Source organism: Myxococcus llanfairpwllgwyngyllgogerychwyrndrobwllllantysiliogogogochensis (genome assembly GCF_006636215.1).
GTDB classification, from domain to species: Bacteria; Myxococcota; Myxococcia; order Myxococcales; family Myxococcaceae; genus Myxococcus; species Myxococcus llanfairpwllgwyngyllgogerychwyrndrobwllllantysiliogogogochensis.
Map to the genome: position 1 here is coordinate 1 of NZ_VIFM01000033.1, position 23,765 is coordinate 23,765.

Here is a 23,765-nt window from a genome sequence, read left to right on the forward strand (position 1 = left end):
CCCCTCCATCACCTCCGGCAACAGCCCCGTCACCTCCGAGCCGAACACCAGGTGGTCCCCCTCCTCGAACCGCGCCTCGTACAAGGTCTGCTCCGCCCGCGCCGAGAACAACCACCGCCGCGCGTCCGGATACGCCGCCACGTAGGCCTCATAAGTCGGGTACAGCCGTAGAAATACCTTGTCCCAGTAGTCCAACCCGGCCCGCTTGAGGTTCCGGTCATCGATGGAGAAGCCCAGGGGCTCCACCAGGATGAGCCGGCAGCCCGTCACCGCGCAGAGGCGGGCCACGTTGCCGGTGTTGGGGGGAATCTGGGGGGAGACCAGAACCAGATGCAGAGGACGCGCCAGGGGCTCGAGCATGGGGTAGAACGCGCTACATGCGCTGGAAGGTGACCAACGAGACGCGGCAGAAGCCGCTGGCGGACCGGGCGGAGAAGGCCACCTCCTTCGCCCAGCGCTTCAAGGGACTGATGGGGCGCCAGGAGCTCGCCATGGGCGACGGCCTCCACATCCAGCCCTGCAACTCCATCCACACGTTCTTCATGCGCATCCCCATTGACGTCGCCTTCCTGGACGCCCAGGGCCGCATCGTCAAGCAGATGATGGCGCTGCCGCCCTGGAGGGCCACCTCCGTGTACTTCCAGGCCCGTTCCGTGCTGGAACTGCCCGCGGGCGTCCTGGCCGCGAGCGGCACCCAGGAAGGGGACAGCTTGAGCTTCGAGCCTGCCTCCCCTGCCCCGGTGTCCCCTGTCTGACCGCACCAAGAGCACGTCTTTTGACCGTTTTCCGAGCGCTTTGTTAACGTGCGCCGCCAGTTTCTCGTCCCCTTAGAAGAGTCCCCGCGCATGCGCATCGAGGTAGCCGGCAGCACCCACGTCGGGATGAAGCGGAACCACAACGAGGACAACTTCCTCATGTTGCCCGATGAGCACCTCTTCATCGTCGCGGACGGGATGGGCGGGCACTCCTCTGGAGAGATCGCCAGTCGCATCGCCGTGGACGAGTTGGGTGAGTTCTACAAGATGACCTCCAAGGACCAGGACAGCACCTGGCCCTTCAAGATGGACAAACAGCGCAACTATGACGAGAACCGGTTGGCCACCGGCATCAAGCTCGCCAACGCGCGCATCTTCGAGAAGGCCAGCAGCGAGTCGAAGTACAAGGGCATGGGGACGACCATCGTCAGCGTGCACTTCGCCAGCGACGTCGCGTACGTCGGGCACGTGGGCGACAGCCGCGTGTACTGCTTCCGCGCTGGAGCCCTCAAGCAGATCACCGAGGACCACTCCCTGCTCAACGACTACCTCAAGGCGAAGAAGCTCTCGCCCGAGGAAGTCGAAAACTTCCCGCACAAGAACGTCATCGTCCGCGCCCTGGGCATGAAGGAGAACGTCCAGGTGGACGTCTCCCGCGTGGACCCCCAGCCCGGCGACGTCTTCCTGCTGTGCTCGGACGGCCTGAGCGGCATGGTGACCGACCCCCAGATGCAGGAAATCCTCGGCCGCACGCCCGAGTTGGACAAGGCGTGCTCGCAGCTCATCGACATGGCCAACGCCGCGGGCGGCAACGACAACGTCACCTGCGTGCTCGCCCGCTACCACCCCGCCTGACCCGACGTCAGGCGGTGCGCAGGAAGACCCGCAGCGCCTCGGCCACTCCCCAGGCCTGGGCGATGCACCCCCTGGGCCTGAAGGGGGGCGTGGCGTCGAAGATTTCGCTGACCTGACCGACGCCCGCCTGTCTCAGGTGGGTCTCCAGGCCCTCCATGACGTCACGCACGTGCGCGCGGGCCGGCTGAACCCTGAGCGCGGCGTCCACGTAGTGGCCAATCAGCCAGCTCCACACCGTGCCCTGGTGGTACGCCGCGTCACGCGCGCGCAGGTCTCCGTCATACGTGGCCTTGTAGTCGTCGTGGTCCGAGGCCAGCGAGCGCAGCCCCACCGGGGTGAGCAGCTCCGTCTCCACCTTGCGCAGCACGTCCGACCAGTGGTCCGGGTTCAACACCGGGTACTTGAGAGACAGGGCGAAAATCTGGTTGGGCCGCACGGCGGCGTCATTGCCGCCCCCTTGCGCGTCCACCACGTCGAACAGGCACCCCTCGGCCGGGTTCCAGAAGCGCCGGTTGAAGGAGTCCTGCGCCTGTTGCGCGGCCATCGCGTAGGGCGTCCCGTCCAGTCCCTGGAGCGCGGCCCACTCCGCCATCAGCCGCATGGCGTTGAACCACAGGGCGTTGAGCTCCACGGCCTTGCCGCGTCGGGGCGTCACCACCCAGCCGTCCACCTTCGCGTCCATCCAGGTGAGCTGGTAGCCCTCTTCGCCCTGCGTCAGCAGCCCATCCGTGGGGTCGATGCGGATGTTGTGGCGGGTGCCCTGCTGGTGCCTGCGGACGATGTCCTCGAACGTCGGGTAGAACTCCCGCAGCAGCTCCAGGTCCCCGGAGGCCGTCACGTAGCGGTCCACCGCGTGGAAGAACCAGAGCGTCGCGTCGGCCGTGTGGTAGAGCCCGTCGGCCTCTCCCTCCGGGAAGAGGTTGGGCAACAGCCCGTCCTTCACGTGGTGACGGAACGTGCGCAGAATCGCCGCCGCCTCACGGAAGCGCCCCGTGGACACCGTCAGGCCCTCCAGCGAAATCATCGTGTCGCGGCCCCAGTCGGTGAACCAGGGGTAGCCCGCGATGACGCTGCGGGCATCCTCGCCAATGGCCCGGGCCCACGCATCGTCGCGCGGACGCATGGGGTCGACGATGAACTGGTCGCCCGCGAGGACCAGGCGCGCCGCCGTGCCCGTCCTCGCCGCCACGGGCGCGCGCTCCAGCAGGCGCCACTCGCGCTCGCGCTCCATGTCGAAGCTCATGGACGGGTCCCGGTCCAACAGCGCCCAGTCATCCACCGTGGCACCGAGCGACAGGCGACCGCCTGGCCTCACCGTGCACTCGAAGTAGCCAGGGCTCGCCTGCGTCTCGATGTGGGGCATCCCCCGGGAGCGCTCCGTCCGGTAGAGCAGGGGTGAGGAAATCTCAGGCATCGCCACGAAGGGCACGGTGCCATCGCCGTACAGCCGCAGCCGCAGCGAAGGCGCGTCCTTCGCCGCCTGCATCTCGATGCGCTCTCCCTGGAGAATGACCTTCGGCTGGCAGTAGTCGTGCGGGAAGTCGTGCTCGTGCACTCGAAACACCGGGAAGGGCCGCAGCCGGAGCTTCACCGGAGGGCCGGACAGGTGCGCCCACTCGATGAAGAGCGTGTTCTCCCCGTGCACCAGCACCAGCCTGCGACGCAGACGGGAGGCGCCCAGGACGTAGTCCCATTCGGGAATGAGGCCGTCGAGCCGGAAGGAGCGCAGCAGCGAGGCGTCCCCCATCAGCGCGCCGTCCGCCCGCACCTCGCCGTCCAGGCGGCACGTCTGCCCCTCCACCCGGGCCGTCTCCACCAGGCGGGACAGCATGACGGTGCGGCCCCGCTCGGGCAGGGTGGGGATGAAGAGGCCGTGGTAGCGGCGCGCGTTCACCCCCGCCAGGGTGCCGGACGCATAGCCCCCCAGGCCGTTCGTCATCAGCCACTCCCGTCCGAGTACCTCGATGGCCGGCGCTCCCATCGGCCATGCGAACTTCAGCTCCGGCAGCCCGCGCACCCGGCTCATCCGACCTTCCGTGGGCCGAGCCCCTGGCCGCTCCTCCCGGTGCTCGTCATCCACAGGGCGGTCATCCCCGGTACGCGCCACGACGTCTCGACCCTCAGTGACTCCAGTGAGCAAGACCCTGCACCTCCGAATCGAACCTCTTCACTCGACAGTCCAAGACGCCACCCTTCATCCCGAGGTGGTGCGAGTAATGGTTCGGGGCACGGAGAGAGCTCCAGCTCGCCCCCCAGGTTGACGAGCAGCAGCCGGTCGCCTTCCTGTTCGCCGCCCGAGTAGCGCAGCACGAGCGCGAGCGGGGAGAGGACCGCGCCGGTGAGCTGGCCGCTGTCCTGCCGGGCAAGCACGGGGTCCTCGCGGCGCAGTCGGAGCAACTCCCGGTGCAGGGTGAGCGGCCCGGTGTGGCGCTCGCGCTCGCTCCAATCGAGCCGGGAGAGGGTGAACGCCTTCTCGTCCACGTGCTCCACGTAGCCCTCGTGCTCCAGCGCGTGACGGGCGCTCTCGAACTGGCCGAGGAACTGGTCCCGGCCCTTGCGCACCAGCGGCTGCAGCTCCGGCTTGTGGTCCACGAAGTAGAAGAAGGGGGAGTTCGCGAACCACTCCTGGCCCATGAAGAGCAGCGGCGTCTGGGGCAGCAGCAGCCACAGCGTGGTGAGCGCGCGCGCCAGTCGCTCGCCGCAGATGCGGTGCAGCCGCTGGCCCTGGAGCATGTTGGCGAGCTGGTCGTGGTTCTGGAGGTAGAAGACGCACGCGCTCGCGGGCACGCGCAGCAGCGGACTGCCTCGGGCCTTCTTCTGCCAGCGGTAGTACTGCCCCTGATAGAGCGAGTTGCGCAGCGCGCACGACAACAGCTCCTGCGCGGTGCCGCGATAGTCCTGGAGGTAGGCCTCCGCGCGTCCCGTGGCGGCGACACGGGCGGAGTGGTGGAAGTCATCCACCCAGAGGGCGTCCGTGCCCCAGCCGCCCCTCTCCACCGACCTCACGCACAGTTCGTCCTGGGGCTCGTTCTCGGCGATGACGAGCACACCGCGGCCGGCCGCGGCCTCGCGCACGGCGCGGGTCAGCTCCTGGACGATGTGGCACGGCCCGTCGTCGTACAGGGCCTGTGTCGCGTCCAGGCGGAGCCCGTCGAAGTGATACTCGGCGACCCAGGCGCAGGCGTTCTGGATGAAGAAGTCGCGGCTGGGGCCCGCGGCGGCGCCGTCGTCGAAGTTCGTCGGCTCGCCCCACTCGTTCTCATACTTGCGGGTGAAGTAGTCCGGTGAGTACTGGGCCAGGTAGTTCCCGTCGGGCCCCAGGTGGTTGTAGACGACGTCCACCAGCACGCCGAGCCCCAGCGCGTGCGCGGCCTCCACGAAGGCGCGCAGGTCCTCCGGCCGGCCGTACTGCCCGCTGGGCGCGAAGAGCTGCGCGCCGTCATAGCCCCAGTTGAAGCGCCCGGGGAACGTGTGCAGCGGCATCAACTCCAGGCAGGTGACGCCCAGCTCCTTGAGCAGCGGCAGCTTGGCGATGGCCGCCTTGTACGTCCCCTCGGGTGTGAAGGTGCCCAGGTGCAGCTCGTAGAGCACCTGCCCCCGGATGGAGGACACGCCCTTCCAGTCGCCGTCCGTCCACGAGTGCGAGTGCGCGTCGACGACCTCGCTGAAGCCATGCGGGCCCTCGGGCTGGAAGCGCGAGGCGGGGTCGGGGAACTCCTCGCTCGAATCCAGGCGGTACTTGTACAGCGCCCCCACGGCCACCGGATGCACGGCCTCGAAATAGCCCTGGGCATCCCCCACGAGCGGGAGCGGGCGGGAGCCGCCCTTCACCACGACCTCCACACTGCGCCTGCGTGGCGCCCACACGCGGAAGTGAGTGCTGTCTCCCCCCGCCGGCCTGGCCCCCAGAGAACCTCGCCACTTCATGCCCCGGACCTCCCCTTGTTCCCCGCCGGAAACCCCCAGCGCAGGCAGGCTGTCCGTGGCGAAAGGTAGGGCCCATTGTCCGAAACGGCGACCTTCGTGCGGACGACAGAGCTCGCTCGCACGCCGTGCGGTAACAGACCCTTCCCGCTCGGGGTTCGTGCGCGCGCGGACAGGAGTCGACAGGCCACACCGTGCGGCCCGCCCCACGCGCTCGTGGCGAGGGCACGCGCGAGCGGGCGGCGCACGGCACCCGCTGGCCGCGCACACGGTCAGCTCATCCGAGGGCCTTGAGGCTCGTGCGAGTCAGCGCCCCGAAAGCGGCGCGGGAATCCGATGCTCCCGCCACGCGAGCAACTCCGTGAGCGACTCACCCGCCGTAATCACGGTCTGCTCGAAGACGGCGGCGTTCTGGAGGCGAGCCCCCGCGTCCACCTTCACTCCAGCGCCCAGCGACACGGACTCGCCGACGACGGCGCCCTCCGCCACCGTGACGCCCCGGCCAAAGTACGCGGGGCCCTCCACCTTCGCGCCACACACCTGCGCGTCGGGATGCGCCCACGAGGACCCCGGCCCTCGCACCGTGCCAGCGAGCGGCGAGTCCGCCCCCAGCCACTCCAACCGCACGCGGCCGGCGAGCACGTCCCGCACCGTGGCCAGATACCGCGACGGCGTGCCCAAATCGGACCAGTAGCCATCCACGCGCACGCCTCGCACCACCTGCCCCTGGGACATGGCGCGCGCGTAGACCTCGCGGTTGATGTCCTCGGGTCCTTGCGCGCTCATGAAGTCGAAGACGCGCGGGGACATGACGTGCACGCCCGTGAAGTGCCACGGCGTCAGGCCCTCGCCTCCAGGCCCATGCCCCGCGATTCTCCGCACGCGCCCCGACGCATCCAGCTCCACCGACGCGTACTTCTCTCCCTCCGGCATGGGCAGCAACACCATCGTCGCCAGCGCACCGGACGCCTGGTGCACGGCCACCACCGGCCGCAGGTCCACCGGGTAGAGGATGTCGCCGTTGTAGACGATGAAGTCTCCGTCGGAGAGGAAGTCGCGCAGGCCCCGGATGCCGCCGCCGGTGCCCTGGATGACGGGCTCGCGCACCACGTGCAGCGCCAGCTTCGCGCGCGCGCACTCCTCGCGAGCCACCTCCTCCATCGTGTCCGGCAGGTGGTGGGTGTTGATGCCCACCGCCGTGACACCCGCGGCCTTCAGCACCGCCAGGTGGTAGCGCAGGAGCGGCTGACCCAGGAACGGGAGCGCCGGCTTGGGCCAGCGCTCCGTCAACGGACGCAGGCGGGTTCCCAGACCCGCGCAGAGCACCATCGCCTTCATTGTCGACTCCCCTCCCCCGCCAATGGGCTCAGGCCGCCAGCTCCGGGACGTACTTCGCCACCAGCTCCTGCAGCCCTCGCAGCTCCGGCCGCTGACGGAACGCCTCGCGCACGTAGCGCAGCGACGCGGGGATGGAGACGAGGAAGCCCGGGTTGCCCTTCACGCGGTTGATGTACTCGAAGCGGCCCGCGTCCTTCAGCTTGCGCTGCACGGTGAGCAGGTCGAAGAACGCCTTGAACTCCACCGCGTTGATGCGCTCGCCGCTCGCCTCCTGGAACGTGGCGATGTAGCGGTCCAGCATCGCGTCCACGAAGGCCCGGTCCAGCTCCACGTAGCTGTCGCGCAGGAGCGCCACCAGGTCGTACTGCCTGGGACCCTGGAGCGCGTCCTGGAAGTCGATGACCACCAGCTCGCCCTCCTTCACCATGATGTTGCGGCTCTGGTAGTCGCGGTGCGTGAAGCCCCGGGGCGCGGCGGCCAGCTGCTTCGCGATGTCCCGGAACGTCGCGTCCAACTGCGCGCGCTCGGCGTCCGTGGGCAGCTTGCCGCTCCACGCCTCCAGGCCCCACTCGCGGAAGTGGTGCAGCTCCCAGTCGTACAGGTCCTCGTCGAACGAGCGCGTGAAGGCCAGGCAGTCCGGGTCCTGGTGCTTCTCCGCCTGCACCCGCAGCCGCGCCAGCAGGTCCACCGCGCGCGTGTAGAGCGCCTCGTTGTGCTTGCCACCTTCCAGCGCGGACTCGAAGGTGATGTCGCTCAGGTCTTCAATCACCATCATCCCCGCCGGCTCGTCGTAGCGGAGGATGGCGGGCACGCGCACACCGAGCTTGTTCAGGTAGCGGTGCACGTTGACGAAGGGCAGCTCCTTCGGAGGCTCACCCTTGGTGGCCTCCTCGCTCTTCTTCGTCGCGTCCAGCGGCATCACCATCACCACCCAGCTCTCCGGGGGCGCGCCGACGCGGTAGTACGAGCGATTGCTCGCGTCTCCCTTCAACTTCTTGATGGGAGCATGGGGCACGGGACGGCCAGTGGCCTGTCCCACCTGGTCGCGCAGGGCGGCCTCGAGTTCCATATCGACGGGGTTCTCCAAGGGGGTTGGGAGAAGAGGCTTGCGAGTATGGGAGGGGCGACTTTCCGCGTCAAAGGCCCGGCGCGGCGATTGCCCCCTGGCCCCTCGGGCTGTCACGTAAGCGACGGCGAAACCTTGAGCCCCCAATTCCCGTCGCGACGCGTCGCGCGCCCGGCCGCCCCCTGACGAAGCAGGCCCGTCCCTGCTGGCAGGTCGCCAGGAGACACCCCGGGTCCTGCTGCTCCAGGGGTGCGGGGAAGTGCCCGGGATGGGGCACTGTTACTTCTCGACCGGGGAGATGGACTCCCGCTGTCGACCGGGCCCCTCCGGCGGCATATAAGACGCGCCGCGAACCCCCTTTTTTCTGGAAGCCCCGATGGACATCCACGACACCATTCTCTCCGCCATTGGCAACACGCCCCTGGTCAAGCTCAACAAGCTCGTCGGACCGAACGATGCGACTGTTCTGGTCAAGTGCGAGTTCATGAACCCGGGCGCGTCCATCAAGGACCGCATGGCGCTGTACATCATCGAGAAGGCCGAGCGGGAGGGGAAGCTCAAGCCCGGCGGGACCATCGTGGAGAACACGTCCGGCAACACCGGCATGGGCGTGGCGCTGGCGGCCGCGGTGAAGGGCTACAAGTGCATCTTCACGATGCCGGACAAGATGTCGCTGGAGAAGATCAACCGCCTGAAGGCGCTGGGCGCGCAGGTGGTGGTGACGCCGACGAACGTCGCGGCCGAGGACCCCCGCAGCTATTACGAGACGGCCAAGCGGCTGCACCGTGAGACGCCGGGCGCGTTCATGCTGAACCAGTACCACAACCCCGACAACATCGAGGCGCACTACCAGCTCACCGGTCCGGAGATCTTCGAGCAGACCGGCGGCAAGATGGACTACTTCATCTCGGGCCTGGGCACCGGCGGGACGATGAGCGGCGCGGGCAAGTTCCTCAAGGAGAAGATCCCCGGCCTGAAGAACGTGGGCGTGGACCCCGAGGGCTCCGTCTACGAGGGCTACTTCAAGACGGGCAAGCTGACCGAGCCGCACGTCTACAAGGTGGAAGGTATCGGCGAGGACATGCTGTGCGGCGCCATGGACTTCAAGGTCGTGGACGACGTGCGCCAGGTGGATGACCGCCAGTGCTTCGCGGCGGCGCGGCGGCTGGCGCGCGAGGAGGGCATCTTCGCGGGTGGCTCCTCCGGCGCGGCCGTGCACGTGGCCGTGCAGCTGGCGAAGGAAGTGGGCAAGGGCAAGACGATTGTCGTCGTGCTCCCCGACTCCGGCAGCAGCTACATCAGCAAGTTCCACTCCGATGAGTGGATGCGCGACAACGGCTTCGCCGAGGACAAGAGCACCGGCACCGTGCGCGACATCATCGGGAGCAAGCAGCGCGACGTGAAGACGGCGCGCAAGGGCGACCGGGTGGACCAGGTCGTGGAGACGATGCGCGGTCACGGCATCAGCCAGATGCCCGTGGTGTCCGAGGACGGCCGCGCGGTGGGCATGGTGCACGAGTACGACCTGCTCAACGCGCTGGTCGCCGGGAAGGCGAAGTTCGCCGACACCATCGACGCCATCGTCTCGCCGCTGCAGGGCGCGCTGTCGCCGGACACGAGCATCGCCCGCCTGCGGGAAATCTTCGCGCAGGACAACGTGGCCGTCGTGAAGGAGGGCGAGAAGGTCATCGCCATCGTCACGAAGATCGACCTCATCGACTTCCTGCACCGCACGGCGGCCTAGTCGGCCCCCAGGCAGTCGCGTCTTGAAGAGGGCCTCTCACCGGTGGTGGGAGGCCCTTTTCGCGTCTGGAGGGTGCGTGCCATCGATGTCCGAAAACCGCGAGCGCGCACGACGCCCCGATGACACTGTCTGGGCATGGACCTGCTCGATTCCGACGCCTGCTACCGCGTGATCCAGACGCGGGATGCCCGCTTCGACGGCCGCCTCTTCGTCGCGGTGACGTCGACCGGCATCTACTGCCGGCCCATCTGCCCCGCGCGCACGCCGAAGCGGGAGAACTGCCGCTTCTTCGCCTCCGCCGCCGCGTCCCAGGAAGAGGGCTTCCGGCCGTGTCTGCGCTGCCGGCCGGAGACGGCCCCGGACCTCGCCTCCTGGCGGGGCACCTCCAACACCGTGTCGCGCGCGCTGGCCCTCATCGCGGAGGGCGCGCTGGACGGAGGCGAAGCGGGCGTGGACGCGCTGGCGGAGCGGCTGGGCGTGGGCGGACGACAGCTCCGCCGCCTCTTCAAGCAACACCTGGGCGCCACGCCGGTGGCCGTCGCGCAGACGCGGCGCGTGCTCTTCGCCAAGCAGCTCATCCAGGAGACGCGGATGCCGCTGGCCGAGGTCGCGCTCGCCGCGGGCTTCGGCAGCATCCGGCGCTTCAACGAGACGTTCCAGGACCTCTACCAGCGGCCCCCCAGCGCCCTGCGCCGCAAGCAGGCGGTGGAGACGACCTCCAGCGCGGCGGCGGAAGCGGGCGTCACGCTGCGGCTGCGCTACCGGCCGCCGTACGACTGGGCTGCGATGCTCGCCTATCTGTCCGCGCGAGCCATCCAGGGCGTCGAGCAGGTGTCCGACTCGCGCTACCTGCGCACGGTGTCCCAGGACGGCGCGGTGGGCACGGTGGAGGTGTCCCACGAGCCCGCGAGGAACAACCTCGTGGCGAGGATTCGCTTCCCGCGCGTCCAGTCGCTCCCCGCCATCGTCGCGCGCGTGCGCAGGGTGTTCGACGTGGGCGCGGACATCGAGGTGATTGGCGCGCACCTCTCCAGGGACCCCTTCCTGGCGCCCCTCGTGGCGCTGCGCCCCGGGCTGCGGGCCCCTGGCGCATGGGACGGGTTCGAGCTGGCGGTCCGCGCGATTCTGGGCCAGCAGGTGACGGTGGTGGCCGCGCGCAGGCTCGCGGGCCAGTTGGTGGGACTGTGCGCTGACGCCCCCGTGGACGGACTTGCTCCGGGGCTGTCGCGGGCCTTCCCTTCACCGGAGCGCGTCGTGGCGACGGACCTGGGAGCGCTGGGGATGCCCTCCGCGCGCAAGGCGTCGCTGAAGGCCCTGGCGGAAGCGGCGCTTGCGGACCCGCTGTTGTTCCAGCCGTTCGGCACGGTGGAGGAAGGCGTCGCCCGGCTGCGCTCCATCCGGGGCGTGGGCGAGTGGACCGCGCAGTACATCGCCCTGCGCGCGCTGCGCGAGACGGACGCGTTCCCCGCCAGCGACGTGGCGCTCTTGCGGAGCGCGGCGACGGACGCGGGCGCGCGTCCCACACCCGAGGACCTGCTTCAACGCGCGGAACCCTGGAGGCCCTGGCGGGCCTATGCCGCGCAACACCTGTGGGCCGCGGACCCGGGCCTGCTTCCACGACTCCAAGAGGTGCGTCATGGCTGAGACTCTCCGCTTCCTCATCGACAAGACGGATACACCCATCGGCGAGCTGGTCATCATCGCGGACCGCGACGGACACCTGCGCGCCGTCGACTGGACGGAACACGAAGGCCGCATGCGCCAGTTGCTGCGCCTGCACTACGGCGCCGGAGGCTTCGAGCTGGACCCCGCGCGAAATCCGGGCGGACTCACGGAGACGATGCGGACGTATTTCTCCGGGCGACTCGACGCCATCGACGCACTGTCCGTCCGCACCGAAGGCACGCCCTTCCAGCGCGACGTGTGGGCGGCGCTGCGCGACATTCCCTGCGGCGCGACGGTGTCCTATTCGGAGGTCGCGAAGCGCATCGGCCGTCCCGCGGCCGTACGCGCCGTGGGCATGGCGAACGGCGCCAATCCGGTGGGCATTGTCGTGCCGTGTCATCGCGTGGTGGGTGCCAACGGCTCCCTCACCGGCTACGGAGGTGGCATCGAGCGCAAGCGCTGGTTACTCGACCACGAGTCGCGAGTGCGACGGGCCTCCACGGCCTGAAGCGCCCTGCGTATCATCCGGCCCCGCTCCACACCCCTGTCGAAAGAGGACCTCTGCCCATGCCTGTCGCTCCGCCGAACTCCGCCCGGGACTTCCGTCAGTTGCACGAAGCGGGCTTGTTGCTGCTGGTCAATGCGTGGGACGCCGGAAGCGCCCGCGTCATGGAGAGCCTGGGGGCCAAGGCCCTCGCCACGACGAGCGCGGGCGTGGCCTGGGCCCAGGGATACCCGGACGGGGACCTGCTGCCGGTGAGTCGACTCCTGGACACCGTCGCCGCCATCACCCGCATCGTGAAGGTGCCGCTGACGGTGGACATCGAAGGGGGCTACTCGGAGGACCCGAACGCGGTGGGCGAAGTGGCCGCGGGGGTGCTGGAAGCGGGCGGCGTCGGCATCAACCTGGAGGATGGCTCGGGCTCGGTGGACCTGCTGTGCGCCAAGATTGAAGCCGTGAAGCGCGCCGCCGCTCGGAAGGGCGCGGACCTGTTCGTGAACGCGCGCACGGATGTGTTCCTGCGAGGCATTGGCCCGGCGGAGCGTCGCGTCGAGGAGACGCTGGCCCGGGCCCGTCGCTATCGCGCCGCGGGCGCGGATGGACTCTTCGTTCCGGGCCTGAAGACGCCGGTGGACATCAAGGCCATCGTCACGGAGGCGGGCCTGCCCTTGAACCTGATGGCGATTGGGGGCCTGCCTCCCGCGTCGGAGCTCGCCTCGCTCGGCGTGCGTCGCGTCAGCGCGGGCGCGGGCATGGCCCAGTCCATCTTCGGCCGCATCGCGGCGCTCAGCGCGGACTTCCTGCGGGACGGCTCCTCCGCGCCTCCGCCCGAGGCGGGCATCACCTATCCCGCGCTCAACGCCCTGATGGCCCAGCGCTGAGCCGACGTCGCGCGGGCGGACAACAAGACGACGCGGTGTCGCTCGCCCACGCGGAGGGGCACACCGACGTCGGGTCCAGCCAGCACCTGGCAGGTGAAGCGTGGCCGCGCCGATGAATGGCGCGGCCCGTGCCGTCGGTGGTTGCCGAAAGATGGCTCGCGGCTACTTCGCCGCGCCGCCCTCCGGCCGTCGGGCGAACAGCGCGTTGGCGACCTCCGTCATCACCACTTCGCCATTCTGGTTGCGGACCTCGAAGCGGAACTTGATGGCGCCCCGGTCCGGCTTGCTGCGCGACGGCGTGGTGGAGAGGACCTCGAAGCGCGCGGTGAGCGCGTCCCCGGGGCGCACCGGCCGCAGCCAGCGCAGCTCGTCGAGCCCCGGTGAGCCCAGACTCGCGGACTTGCCCAGCAGGCTCTCCACCGCGAGCTTGTGGCAGATCGAGGCCGTGTGCCATCCACTGGCGATGATGCCGCCGAAGATGCCCTCCCGGCCTCCCTCGTCACTCAGGTGGAAGGGCTGCGGGTCGAACTGCTTCGCGAAGGCGATGATCTCCTCCCGGGAGACCACGTAGGGCCCGGCCTCAATCGCCTCACCAGGTTGGAAGTCGTCGAAGTAACGCATGGGACTCCTCGGATATGGGTGACTCGTGCTGCGTGGCCCCCTGGCACATTGCATAGGCCGCTCGCCGGGTCAGGGCAACGCATTGCAGCGCCCATCCGCCCCCGAACCATCTATCCTCGACTTTCTGGACTGGTTGTTTTCATGACAGACTGACGTGGCCTCGTCAGGCACTGCCAAGGAGACACGCATGTTCGCGAAGCTGCTCAAGAGCCAGTGGTCCATGGTGCTGTGCATGTTGCTCGTGGTGGGACTCGCCGCCCTGTCCATGGGTGAGCCTCAGGCCGCGCTCGTCGAAGGGGAAGGAGACGCGACGTGTGACATGGAAGTGAGCACGCCGCCGGAGGGCATGCTGCTCGCCGACAGCGAGCACGCCAACGCGGCCTGTCGCCCCGGCTGCGTGGGCCCGTGCTGGTTCTGCCTGCTGGGTGTCTGTGAAAACCGCTGTATGTAGACAGTCCTCGAAGCGTTGAGCCACCCAGCATGGATGGACGCGGCCAATCTCTGCTCAGAAGTGCCCCATGAATCCGTCGCCTGGGATTCATGGGCTCGCGGAGTCAGGGGTCGCGGTCCTCGTCACCAAAGGCTGTGACACTCGGAAGTCTTCCGTGCCGCCATCGGGTGACTCGTCGCGAAGGGGGCAGCGCACTCGGCCTGCCCCCTCGCGGTCCTCACGTCAGGGTGCGGTCACCGGGCAGGGCCACCACGCGGGCGGAGATGCCCGGTCATCCCAGGCGCCATCCCAGTAGTCTCGCAGCGTGTACGCCACCGTGTTCGCGGCGGTGCAGAAGCGCTCCGGATGGGGGTTCACGAGCAGCACCTGTTCGAGGCGCGACACGGGACGGATGTACGTGCCGCAGCGCTGGGTGCTCCCCGGCGGCGGCGGCCCCATGGTGGAGGCGCGCACCGAGTCCACGAGGACGCTCGCGTTGGGCAGCTCACAGGCCATCTGCTGGAGGGCCTGGCTCGCCTTCAGGACGACGTTCACGTCCACCTTGCGCGTCGTCACGAAGCACTCCTCGGAGGTAGGCGTGTAGCGCATCGTCACCACGGAGTACCCCTGGGGAATCTCCGGGCAGTTCGGGAAGTCCAGGTGGAAGAGCGGGTGGAGCGCGCCCTCGCGAAACATGATGAAGGAGCTCTCCGTCTGTTCTCCGTCGAAGCCCTCCTGAAACCCGACGACGATGTCAGGGCTGGAAAGAGCCTCGGTCGGGACTCGGTCCAGCTTGCCGTTGCCGTTGCCGTCCACGTAGGCCATCACATAGGCCATGCCCAGCCGGGAGCCTTCCTCCCCCATCAGGGCTCCAGGCTCCGGCAGGCGATTGAGGGGCATGCTGAAGGAGTTGGGGAACCGGCCGTTCACCTTCACGTCCACCCCGGGATGGTGGAACGACGACCTGGGGCTCAGCCGCGCGCACTTGGAGATGCCCTCCGGGTACGTTTGCTGGACCAGGCAGTCCACGACGACCTTGGGCCAGGTGTTCCAGAGCAGCGCCGCTCGCAGCCGGTCGGAGTTGGAGTTGCCCAGATCGAATGAAGCGCTGGATTGAAGCGTCCCCTCCAGCGTGAGCAGCGGCTCATCCCCCGCCTCGTCCCCCAGGACACCGCCGCACCCCGCCAATGCCAGTGAAAGCAGGCCCCACTTCCAGAAACCGCGCTCCAGCCTCGTCGTCATATGGCCTTCCTCTCGGTGCATGGGAGCAATCCCATGTCGCGTGACAGACACCGGCCAGGAGACACGCGCGCCTTGCTTCGAATGCGCTCGGGCCACCTGAACGATGCGAGAAAGGAGACGCGCGGACAGCGAGGCGTGGGACATCCCTTCCACGCGCTTCCGTGTCACAGCCCCCAGGTGCAACCCAGTAGCAGGTGTGGCGCGAGTTGCGTGCGGAGCTTTTCATCCTCGCGCATCAACGCGACATGGCCGCCCAGCCGGGCGAAGAGGCCCGTGCGCGCCCCCACCGGCACCTCCGCGGAGAGCGAGGCGAACGCGGCTGCTCCCGCGCCCGTGCGTGTCCGCCGCGCGGGCAGCCCCAGCTCCCGGCGTCGCTCCGCATCCGGGCTCGTCGCGCGTTGAACCAGGCCCAGCACGCCGAGGCCCGCATGGGCTCCGGCCCAGACACGTCCCACGGAGCCCGCCACGCCCAGGCCACTCCACAGCCCCAACTCCAACTGCTCCAAGTCCTGCGCGGTAGTTGAGCCCCGGGTGGCTCCCAGCGTGAGTCCGCCAAGGAAGGACACGCCCAGGCCTCCCGTGCCCTCGCGCGCGAGCAGCACGCCCACCTGCGGCCCCCATCCACCCAACTGCGTCGAGGAGCGGCCCGCGCCCAGCGCCGCTTGAAGTCGCCAGGAGCTGGCCTCCAGGAGTTCGCCCTTGCGCTGGTGCAGGGCCAGGGTGCGCACCTCCAGGGACTCGGGATTCAAGCGCTGCCTCTCGCCCCAGGGCAGGTACACCTTGCCGTAGAGCACCTGTGAGCCACGCCGCACCTGCACGCGGTAGCGCCCCGAAGGCAGGGCGATGCTCACCGGGTCCTCCGCCCGCGGCTCCACCTCCGCCATCACCTGCAACGTGCGCTCGTCCACGAGCACGACGCTGTCCCCCACCAAGGGAGGAAGTTCGAGGTGCGCGTGGGCTCGCGAGAGCGTGGTGAGGAACAGGTCCCCTTCTCCCGCGAGCTGGCTGGACAGCTCCGGGTGCTGCACCGCCGCCGTGGAGCCATGGGAGCCCGCGAGCGTGCGGTGGTAGACGTGGCCATACGCTTCCGTGAGGGTGACGCGGCCGTCGGCGTCCACATCCGCCGCGCCCCGCAGGCCCGAAATCAGGTGGTGCGTGAAGAACGAGCCCCGGAGGCTGTCCGACTCCTGCGCGACCTCGTGTGCGCCGGCGGAGGCGATGAACACGCGGCCCTCCGGCCCCACCTGTCGGAGGAAGGAGACATCGAAGGCGGGCGCGGACTTGAGGCCCTTGGACCGGCCGCGCACGAGCGCGCCACTGTGACAGGCATCCAGCATGGCGATGGTGACGGTGGCCGGGACTTCGGCGAGCAGCCGTTGCAGCTCCGCGAGCGGGAGCGCCTCCCCACCCATGCGCAGCGCGGCCTCGTCTCCGTGGCCTGAGTAGAAGAAGAACAGCAGCGTGCGCTCCCCGGCGCGTCGAGCCTCCTCGATGCGGCCTCGCATCCGCGCCAGTCCCAGCCGGAGATTGGAGACCGACTCACCGCGCAGGAGGATGCGGCGGTCCTCGGGCACACCGCCAAGCTGGCCGAAGACCGCGTCCATGCGTTCGGCGTCCTGCTGCGCCCAGCGCAGGGGCTCATCCGTGTCCCGGCCCAGGTTGTGTCCCACGCTGATGGAGAACCGGTTCTCCGCGCTCGCGACAGAGGCGGCGAGGAGGACGAGCAGGCCTCCGAGCGCGCGCGCGGCCCTGGCGCTCAAGGCAGCTCCTTGGGCAGCGCGCGCACGGCATGTCGGGTGCCGGGCAGCGGCGTGAGTGACGGTGGGAAGTCTGACTCTCGCGCCGCCTGTTCCAGCCAGCGATGGATGGCCTCTGGCGACGGTGCATCACGGGCGTCGGCCGCGAGCACCACCACCAGCGCCTCCTGCTCGGGGGCGTCATCCAGCTCCAGGCTCCCGGGCAACACCCACCGCCCCGGCAGCATGGACAACGTGCCACCCGTGGCCGGAAAACCCTGGAGCGGAGTGACGCGGCCACGCTCACTCACCGCCAGCACATAGAGCGCGCCCCCCTCCACGTCCTCCACCTCCACGCGAACCCTGTCGCCGGAACGCAGCACCGCGCCAGGCCCCTGCTCGAAGACGACCTCGCCTCGCTTGACGAGCACCCGCGCGGTGAGGCCACCGCGCACGCGCACCCGCTCCACCTCCTGGAGCGAATGTAGCCGTGGCAGCACCGCCGCCAGCACCACGCCGAGCACCAGCACGGGCTGGCTCCAGCGCCAGAGCATCCGCCAGCGGCTCGGACGAGGGGCCTCCAGACGCGCGCGCACCGGCCCGAAGGGACGCACGAGGGCGAAGGCCGCCTTCTCCGCCCGTCGCTCGCGCAGGTGCGCGGCCAGCGCGGGCGAGGCCCTGGCCGCCTCCTCCACGTGACGAGCCTCTTCCGGAGAGAGCTCGTCACACAGGTAGCGCTCCACCAGGAGGTCCGGCACGCCCGGGAAGTGAGGAATGGATGAGGTGCTCATGCGGAGGCCGCTCCCTTTCGCGGCTCAGGACGGGGGGCGACTTCCAGCAGCCGCCGTGCGGTGTCGAAGAAGGCCTGGAGCTTGCGCTGCACCGTTTTGCGCGAGACGTCGAGCAGCGTGGCGATCTGCTCCTGCTCCAACTCGTCGATGAAGCGGTGGGCCACGATGCGCTGGACGTCCTCCGGACAGTGGGCGAGGACGCGTCTCACCAGGTCCGCATCCACCAGGAGCCGCTCCAGCGTGGCCTCTGGGGAAGCGTGGGCGTCCGGAAGCGGAGCCAGTCGCGTCAGCGCGCTGGTGACCTCCGTGCGGCGGCGACGCAGCACCGAGAAGCACTGTCGGTCCGCCACGGTGAGCAACCACGACAAGGCAGAGCCGGCGGCGCGGAGCTGCGTCAGGTTCGCGTGGGCGCGCAGGAACACCTCCTGCGTCGAGTCCCAGGCCAGCGCGTCGTCGCCAAGCAAGCGCAGGCAACGCCGGTGCACGGCCTCACCGTAGCGACGGTAGTAGCCCTCGGTCTGCTCGACCTCATTCACTGGCTCGCGCACGCAAGGACCTCACCCTGGGCCGACACCTGCCCCCACAGTCAGTCTCGCCCGGCGCGGGCGTCGGGGGAGGCTCGACCCACGAAGCGAGACGCATGACCCTCATTCCGTGGGACATTTCCCGAGCCCATTCTTCTCGGCTTGACGGGAAGCAGACGGCTCGTTCCAGGCGGGCGGGCCTCACCGGCCACCCTCGGCGGAATCCTCCATGACCCGGTATGCCAATACGCAGGTGATGTGCGCCGTCTGCGCCAGCGTGAGCGAGCAGCGCACCCTCCAGTGTGTCACGAGCTTCGAACGCCCCGACCTCGATGGCCGCCCCTCCGAGATGGCGCGGTCGACCATGGACACCTGGGTCGAGAGGTGTCCCTCCTGTGGCTACTGCGCGGCGAGCCTCGCGAAGGCCCACCCCAGTGCCCGGGAGGTGGTCCCGTCGGAGGCGTACCGCGCGCGACTTCACCATCCGGAGGCGCCGGTTCTGCTCAACCAGTTCCTGTGCCTGGCGCTCCTCCATGACGCGGAGGGGCTCGCGCGAGACTCCGCCGCGGTCCGAACGCATGCCGCATGGGTGGCGGATGATGCGGGCCTGGAAGCGCTCGCCCGACGCTGTCGCTCCGAAGCGGCCGACCTGCTCCTGAATGCGCCCCCGCTCAAACATTGGGAAGACCGCGAGGACCCTGATTGGCGAGGCTGGCGTGGCGTCCGATTGGTGGATGTGTTGCGCCGCTCGGGCCGTGGCGAAGAAGCGCTGCGTGAGGTGGACCGCGTCCGCCAGGTGGGAGCGTCCTCGCTCGTGAAGCAACTGCTGGCGTTCGAGAGTGCCGCCATCGCACGGGGCGACACGGGCCGGCACACCGTCGACGAAGGACTGGGGCTTCCCCTCCCCCTGGAGCGCCGGCCCACCGATGACCCGCTCCTCCAATATCTGGTCGACAACTACCGCCGACTCTTGACGGACACGGAGGAGAAGGCCGCGCGGATGGAGACCTTCAACACCGAAGAGGGGCCACGCTGGGCCACGGACCAACCGGAGATTCTCGCGCTGCTCACCGAGGGGAAGGCGGGGCTGGGCCGTGCCCTGGAGCGCAGACTCCTCGCGGACCATCCGGACAAGGTCGTCATCAACCGCTGTTCGAAGTGTGGTGCCCTCGCGCGGACGGCCAAGGCCCGCCAGTGCCGCGTGTGCCCACACACCTGGAGAGAGACACCTCGCTGAGGCGGGCCCGTCATGCTCCCCGCGCGCGCGTCCGTGAGCGCGCCGGGGCCGCCCGGCGAAGGTAGCGGTCGAGCAGGCACACCACCTCACTGGCGAAGTCAGGCCGGTCCAGCAGCTCCGGTCTCGAAGTGGCCGCCTCGTGAATCACCGCGTGCAGCGTCACCCGGACGAAGAAGGCCGCGAGCGGCAGGTCCGTCACATTGCGCACGAACGGCGCCAGCACCTCCCTCCAGAACCGGTCCACCTGCGCATCCGGCACCTCCGAGGGAGCCCGGGCCGAGCGCGGCAGCTCCTCGGAGAAGATTCGGTGCAGCTCCGGCGCCACGCGGTGCTCGGCGATGGCCCCCTCCACCACGAGCTCGAGCACGCGCGGAAGCGTCTTCTGCGCCCGCAGCGCGGAGATGGCCCCCTGCATCCCCTCCCGTGACTTCGCGACATGTCGCCGCTGGAGTTCCACCACGATGGCTTCCTTGTTGGGGAAGTACTGGTAGAGCGAGGCGATGTTCACCCCGGCCCGCTCCGCCACGCGGTTGGTGGTGAAGCCCTCCCAGCCCTCGCGGACCAGAATGTAAGTCGCCGCTTGCAGAATCGCGTCGACCGTCGCGACGGAGCGGTCCTGCTTCGGCTGTTTGCGGGGAGAGGTCCTGGGCTTTCGCGCGGCCATCGCTGGGTCCTGAATGCAAGTTGTGAATCCAAGCTCCAACTTACATTCTTGACACATGACAGACCAGACCCATACCGAGCCTCGCTGGAGCCACTTCTGCGAGGTCAACGAGCACCGCCGCGCCATCCGCGATTTCGATGGAGCCCCCCTCCTGGACGAAGACGTGCGCGCGGTGTTGCAGGCCGCGCTGCTGGCGCCGTCGAGCGGCAACCTCCAGCCCTATGAGCTGCACTGGCTGCGGGACACGGACCTGAAGCAGCGAGTGGCGGAGGCCTGCCACGCCCAACGCGCGGCCCGGTCCGCGTCGACGCTGGTCGTCGTCGCCGCCAGCAGGCGCATCGGCCTCAGGACAGCGGCGCGGCAGCTTCAGCACGTCGAGCACGCCACGGACCTGGATGCCCGGTCCAGGACCTACCACCTGGGACAGGTCCGCAAGTTCACGCGCTTCCTGAAGCTGGCCCCGCTGCTGCTCTGGACGCCGATGCGCGCCCTGCTGTCGCTGCTGAATCCCGTGCACTCGCTCCTGCCCATTGGCACGTCGGGCATGCGCAACTGGGCGGCGCGCAGCGGCATCTACGCGGCTCAGACGCTCATGCTGGCCGCGTCCGCGCGCGGCCTGGACTCGTGCCCCATGGAAGGCTTCGACGCCCCCAAGGTCGCCAAGGCGCTGGGGCTGCCGCGCGGCACGGTGATTCCGATTGTCATCGCCCTGGGCCATCGCAGCGCGGACGCACGCCTGGAGCCGCGCTGGCGCAGGGCGCTCACGGACGCGGTCATCGAGCACTGAAGCTGTCCCACCGCGTCCTCCGCGAGCAGGCGGGGCACCGGGCCTCGCCCCTCCGTCGCTCCTAGCTTCAAGAAGAGACGCTGGAGGTGCGTCATGCCCAATCCCCACACCCTGTTGAGCAGCCCGGAGCTGATTGCCCGGCACATCATCGAATACGGCGCCACGGTGGACGAGCAGCCACTGGAGGCGACGGCCCTTCCCAGAGGCCCCCTGCCCGCCGAGGTGGCCCTGGGGCTGACCTGGCCCACGGGCCTGGAGCCGCGTCCCCGACGACTGCCGACCACACCCGACCCCGGCGCCGCGCTTCCGCAGGCCGACTACCTGGTCGTCACGTGGACGGTCGCCGAAGTGGAGGCCCTGGCGGACACCCTCACCCCGGGCGTGCGGCGCACCGCCTGGTACCCGTACGACAGGAACTTCCAGAGCCATTACCAGCCGCTCATCCGCAAGTCGGCGCCCGCCCAGCGCGTGCAGCGCCTGGGAAGCTGGTTCCTCACCGACATCGGTGGCCGGAGCGTGCTGTGCTTCAAGTCGGAGCTGCACCTCAACCAGGACGGCGTGCGCACCGGCGTCGGCACCGCGACGCTGCCGGTGAAGGACCTGTTCCACCAACTGCTGCGAGAGGTGAAGCCTCGCATGGCCATCACCGTGGGAACCGCCGGAGCGACGTTCGCGGACCACGAGCTGGGCGACGTCATCGTCACCCGCGCCGCCCGCTTCCGACTCTCCCAGGAGTTCCGCAACGAACCCTTCAACGACAAGACCTATCGCTGCGAGATGGACGTCCCCACCCGCTTCTTCGACGACGCGGAGCGGCTGATGGCCCAGCACGCGCCACAGCTCGGCGAGCCGGACTTCGGGCCGCCCACCAAGCGCTACGCCTTCGACGGACCCTTGCTCCAGGGCCCCCGCAACTCCCCCGACATCAAGCTCGATGGCAGGGACCTGCCCGCCTTCCACCCCATCCTCACCACGGACTTCTTCGAGTTCGGCACCTCGCGAAACGGCCTGGAAGCCGTTGGCGCGGGTGTGGAGATGGGGGACGCGGTGCTCGGCATGGTGGCGGAGGAGCTGGGTAACACCGCACCCCTGTGGCTCGTCATCCGCAACGCCTCCGACCCTCAAATCAACGGAGACCTGCCGGATGCGCCCAGCCGGCTCGACATGCAGGCGCACTGGGCCGTCTGGTACTACGAGGCCTACGGGTACTGGACCAGCGTCAGCAGCGCGCTCGCCACCTGGGCGGTCATCGCCGGGCAGACAGCCCCCGGGGTACGACACTGAAGGCAGTCCATCTCCCGAGATGACCTGGCGCGTAGGGCGGTAAGCTCCCCGCCCTATCTGCCTGGAGGCATCGAATGAAGGTCGGGACGTGGCTGGCCGCGCTGGGAGTCGTCTTCGCCGGCCTGGGCTGTGGTGGGTCCGATGGTGTGAACGGCGCGCAGGGCGGCCAGGGACTCCAGGGGCCCCAAGGCGCGGCGGGGCCTCAAGGCGTCGCGGGACCCCAGGGCGTCGCGGGGCCTCAAGGTCCCATTGGCCCCGTGGGCCCATCCTGGCAGGTGGGGACAGGGTTGGAGCTGAAGGACGATGTCCTGAGCCTCCGGTACGGAGACGAAGCCACCGCCCCCGTGCCGAGCAGCGACCCGCGCCTCACCGATGCGCGCCAGCCCCTGCCGGGCAGCACCAACTACATCCAGAATGGCGTCCTCGCCCAGGACGCCTCCTTCTCGCTGTCGGGCACGGGCACCACGCGCGGGCGGATGACGACGCGCTCCGACCTGCTCGTCGATGCGGCGACGGCCATCGCCACGCCCACGTCCCTCCTGAAGCTCCAGAACACGACGTCGGACGGCGTGAGCTGGACCGCGTTCCCCCTCTTCACCGTGGACTCCGCCGGTGGGCTGCTGGTGCGAGGCGAGCAGGGCCAGGGCAAGCTCCCCATGACGGGCAAGGGAGCCCGCCTCATGTGGGCGCCCCACAAGGGGGCCTTCCGCGCGGGCAACGCCGACACCCAGTGGGATGAGAGCGGCGTCGGGTTGTTCTCCTGGGCGGGCGGCACCCTCTCCACCGCCAGCGGCAGAGCATCATTCGCCATGGGTGAGAGCTGCATCGCGAGCGGCGAGACCTCGACGTGCCTGGGCAAGTCCAGCAGTGCCAATGGGGCCAGCAGCGTGGCCCTGGGCCTTTCGAACAGCTCAAGCGGCCTTGGGGCCTTCTCCGGGGGACTCTTGAACGTCGCCTTCGGCCAGGGCGCCGTGGCCCTGGGCTCGGGCGTCACGGCGAACGCCGACTACAGCATCGCCCTCGGTCAAGCGGCGTCGACGAACGGCTACACTGGCTCGTTCATCTGGGGAGACCAGTCGACGGTCGCCGTCATCAACAACACCGCCAAAAACCAGTTCATGGTGCGCGCCGCGGGTGGCATCCGCCTGCGCGTCACCGCGGACGCCAGCGCGGGCTGCGACCTGGCGCCGGGCGGCGGCGACTTCACCTGTACGTCGGACCGGAACCAGAAGGAGGGCTTCCGGAACGTCGACGGCGAGCAACTGCTGGCGAAGGTCTCCGAGCTGCCCATCTCGACCTGGCGCTACAAGCAGGAGCAGTCCGATGTGCGGCATCTGGGCCCCATGGCACAGGACTTCCGGGCGGCCTTCGGCCTGGGCGCGGACGACACGAGCATCGGCATGCTCGATATTGGCGGCGTGAATCTGGCCGCCATCAAGGCGCTGGAGGTCCGCACGCGGGAGCTGCGCGAGAAGACCGCCGAGGTCGACACCCTCAAGGCCGAGCTGGCCGAGCTGAAGCGCGGTCTGTCGCGCCTGGAAGCCGCCGTCCACGCACAGGCCGCGCGCCCGTAGCCATCCGGACTTGCGCCACGGCACGCGGCCCTGGAGCCGTCCGCACCGTGGCACCCAGGCTCCACCACCGCTGGAGCGACGAAGGGCCTCCCGACTCCATGGAGGGAGCACGGGAGGCCCTGTTCAACCCCGGTGTCGCGATGCC

At 69.4% G+C, this 23,765-nt stretch carries 22 protein-coding genes; 11 read left to right on the forward strand and 11 right to left on the reverse strand.

Going from position 1 to position 23,765, the window contains the following annotated elements:
* The coding region (locus FJV41_RS10950; RefSeq protein WP_141642393.1) for a tRNA (cytidine(34)-2'-O)-methyltransferase at nt 1–360 on the reverse strand (360 nt) is incomplete at its 3' end.
* A gap of 17 nt (nt 361–377) precedes the next feature.
* Here FJV41_RS10950 and FJV41_RS10955 point away from each other — a divergent pair.
* Together FJV41_RS10955 and FJV41_RS10960 are read left to right on the forward strand one after the other, a co-directional pair.
* Complete coding sequence (locus tag FJV41_RS10955) at nt 378–755, forward strand: DUF192 domain-containing protein (protein WP_141642394.1); 378 nt, start codon at nt 378–380, stop codon at nt 753–755.
* Between the two features lie 90 nt (nt 756–845).
* A complete protein-coding gene (locus FJV41_RS10960; RefSeq protein WP_141642395.1) occupies nt 846–1,610 on the forward strand; it encodes a Stp1/IreP family PP2C-type Ser/Thr phosphatase in 765 nt (254 codons plus the stop codon).
* Between the two features lie 7 nt (nt 1,611–1,617).
* Here the strand turns inward: FJV41_RS10960 and FJV41_RS10965 are convergent, their stop codons facing one another.
* The 4 genes from FJV41_RS10965 to FJV41_RS10980 all read right to left on the reverse strand — a co-directional run bounded on the left by FJV41_RS10965 (nt 1,618) and on the right by FJV41_RS10980 (nt 7,941).
* Complete coding sequence (locus FJV41_RS10965; RefSeq protein ID WP_141642396.1) at nt 1,618–3,636, reverse strand: amylo-alpha-1,6-glucosidase; 2,019 nt, start codon at nt 3,634–3,636, stop codon at nt 1,618–1,620.
* The gene (gene treZ, locus FJV41_RS10970) at nt 3,633–5,537 is read right to left on the reverse strand and encodes a malto-oligosyltrehalose trehalohydrolase (RefSeq protein WP_141642397.1); all 1,905 of its coding nucleotides are present in this window, start codon (nt 5,535–5,537) and stop codon (nt 3,633–3,635) included. The genes FJV41_RS10965 and treZ overlap by 4 nt, the downstream gene beginning before the upstream one ends.
* A gap of 303 nt (nt 5,538–5,840) precedes the next feature.
* Complete coding sequence (locus tag FJV41_RS10975; RefSeq protein ID WP_141642398.1) at nt 5,841–6,872, reverse strand: nucleotidyltransferase family protein; 1,032 nt, start codon at nt 6,870–6,872, stop codon at nt 5,841–5,843.
* A 28-nt stretch (nt 6,873–6,900) separates the two neighbouring features.
* Entirely contained in the window at nt 6,901–7,941 is a 1,041-nt protein-coding gene (locus tag FJV41_RS10980; protein ID WP_141642399.1) for an aminoglycoside phosphotransferase family protein, read from the reverse strand.
* A gap of 373 nt (nt 7,942–8,314) precedes the next feature.
* On the opposite strand from FJV41_RS10980, the gene FJV41_RS10985 reads away from it, so the two are divergent.
* From FJV41_RS10985 to FJV41_RS11000, 4 genes are all read left to right on the forward strand, one after another.
* Complete coding sequence (locus tag FJV41_RS10985) at nt 8,315–9,682, forward strand: pyridoxal-phosphate dependent enzyme (RefSeq protein WP_141642400.1); 1,368 nt, start codon at nt 8,315–8,317, stop codon at nt 9,680–9,682.
* Between the two features lie 135 nt (nt 9,683–9,817).
* The gene (locus FJV41_RS10990; RefSeq protein WP_141642401.1) at nt 9,818–11,326 is read left to right on the forward strand and encodes an AlkA N-terminal domain-containing protein; all 1,509 of its coding nucleotides are present in this window, start codon (nt 9,818–9,820) and stop codon (nt 11,324–11,326) included.
* Nucleotides 11,319–11,855 (forward strand): methylated-DNA--[protein]-cysteine S-methyltransferase, encoded by a 537-nt coding sequence (gene ogt / locus FJV41_RS10995; protein WP_181790550.1) that lies wholly within the window; start codon nt 11,319–11,321, stop codon nt 11,853–11,855. Before FJV41_RS10990 ends, ogt begins: the two co-directional genes overlap by 8 nt.
* Nucleotides 11,856–11,914: 59 nt before the next feature.
* Complete coding sequence (locus FJV41_RS11000) at nt 11,915–12,730, forward strand: isocitrate lyase/PEP mutase family protein (RefSeq protein ID WP_141642402.1); 816 nt, start codon at nt 11,915–11,917, stop codon at nt 12,728–12,730.
* 162 nt (nt 12,731–12,892) lie between these two features.
* Here FJV41_RS11000 and FJV41_RS11005 read toward each other — a convergent pair whose 3' ends face one another.
* Complete coding sequence (locus tag FJV41_RS11005) at nt 12,893–13,351, reverse strand: MaoC family dehydratase (protein ID WP_141642403.1); 459 nt, start codon at nt 13,349–13,351, stop codon at nt 12,893–12,895.
* A gap of 187 nt (nt 13,352–13,538) precedes the next feature.
* On the opposite strand from FJV41_RS11005, the gene FJV41_RS11010 reads away from it, so the two are divergent.
* A complete protein-coding gene (locus tag FJV41_RS11010; RefSeq protein WP_141642404.1) occupies nt 13,539–13,802 on the forward strand; it encodes a hypothetical protein in 264 nt (87 codons plus the stop codon).
* 222 nt (nt 13,803–14,024) lie between these two features.
* Here FJV41_RS11010 and FJV41_RS11015 read toward each other — a convergent pair whose 3' ends face one another.
* The 4 genes from FJV41_RS11015 to FJV41_RS11030 form a co-directional block, all read right to left on the reverse strand.
* The gene (locus FJV41_RS11015; protein ID WP_141642405.1) at nt 14,025–15,023 is read right to left on the reverse strand and encodes a hypothetical protein; all 999 of its coding nucleotides are present in this window, start codon (nt 15,021–15,023) and stop codon (nt 14,025–14,027) included.
* Nucleotides 15,024–15,187: 164 nt separating this feature from the next.
* Entirely contained in the window at nt 15,188–16,783 is a 1,596-nt protein-coding gene (locus FJV41_RS11020) for a caspase family protein (protein ID WP_141642406.1), read from the reverse strand.
* Nucleotides 16,780–17,550 (reverse strand): hypothetical protein, encoded by a 771-nt coding sequence (locus FJV41_RS11025; protein WP_141642407.1) that lies wholly within the window; start codon nt 17,548–17,550, stop codon nt 16,780–16,782. Before FJV41_RS11025 ends, FJV41_RS11020 begins: the two co-directional genes overlap by 4 nt.
* The gene (locus FJV41_RS11030; protein WP_181790552.1) at nt 17,547–18,098 is read right to left on the reverse strand and encodes an RNA polymerase sigma factor; all 552 of its coding nucleotides are present in this window, start codon (nt 18,096–18,098) and stop codon (nt 17,547–17,549) included. Before FJV41_RS11030 ends, FJV41_RS11025 begins: the two co-directional genes overlap by 4 nt.
* A 205-nt stretch (nt 18,099–18,303) precedes the next feature.
* On the opposite strand from FJV41_RS11030, the gene FJV41_RS11035 reads away from it, so the two are divergent.
* The gene (locus tag FJV41_RS11035; protein WP_141642408.1) at nt 18,304–19,311 is read left to right on the forward strand and encodes a hypothetical protein; all 1,008 of its coding nucleotides are present in this window, start codon (nt 18,304–18,306) and stop codon (nt 19,309–19,311) included.
* 10 nt (nt 19,312–19,321) lie between these two features.
* On the opposite strand, the gene FJV41_RS11040 is transcribed toward FJV41_RS11035, so the two are convergent.
* Nucleotides 19,322–19,975 (reverse strand): TetR/AcrR family transcriptional regulator, encoded by a 654-nt coding sequence (locus tag FJV41_RS11040; RefSeq protein WP_141642409.1) that lies wholly within the window; start codon nt 19,973–19,975, stop codon nt 19,322–19,324.
* Nucleotides 19,976–20,030: 55 nt separating this feature from the next.
* On the opposite strand from FJV41_RS11040, the gene FJV41_RS11045 reads away from it, so the two are divergent.
* From FJV41_RS11045 to FJV41_RS11055, 3 genes are all read left to right on the forward strand, one after another.
* On the forward strand, nt 20,031–20,762 hold the full coding sequence (locus FJV41_RS11045; RefSeq protein WP_141642410.1) for a nitroreductase family protein: 732 nt from the start codon (nt 20,031–20,033) through the stop codon (nt 20,760–20,762).
* A gap of 93 nt (nt 20,763–20,855) precedes the next feature.
* Nucleotides 20,856–22,046, forward strand: a complete 1,191-nt coding sequence (locus FJV41_RS11050) for a hypothetical protein (protein WP_141642411.1) — start codon at nt 20,856–20,858, stop codon at nt 22,044–22,046.
* A 74-nt stretch (nt 22,047–22,120) separates the two neighbouring features.
* Nucleotides 22,121–23,620, forward strand: coding sequence for a tail fiber domain-containing protein (locus tag FJV41_RS11055; RefSeq protein ID WP_141642412.1), 1,500 nt, complete (start codon nt 22,121–22,123; stop codon nt 23,618–23,620).
* Nucleotides 23,621–23,765 lie beyond the last annotated feature (145 nt).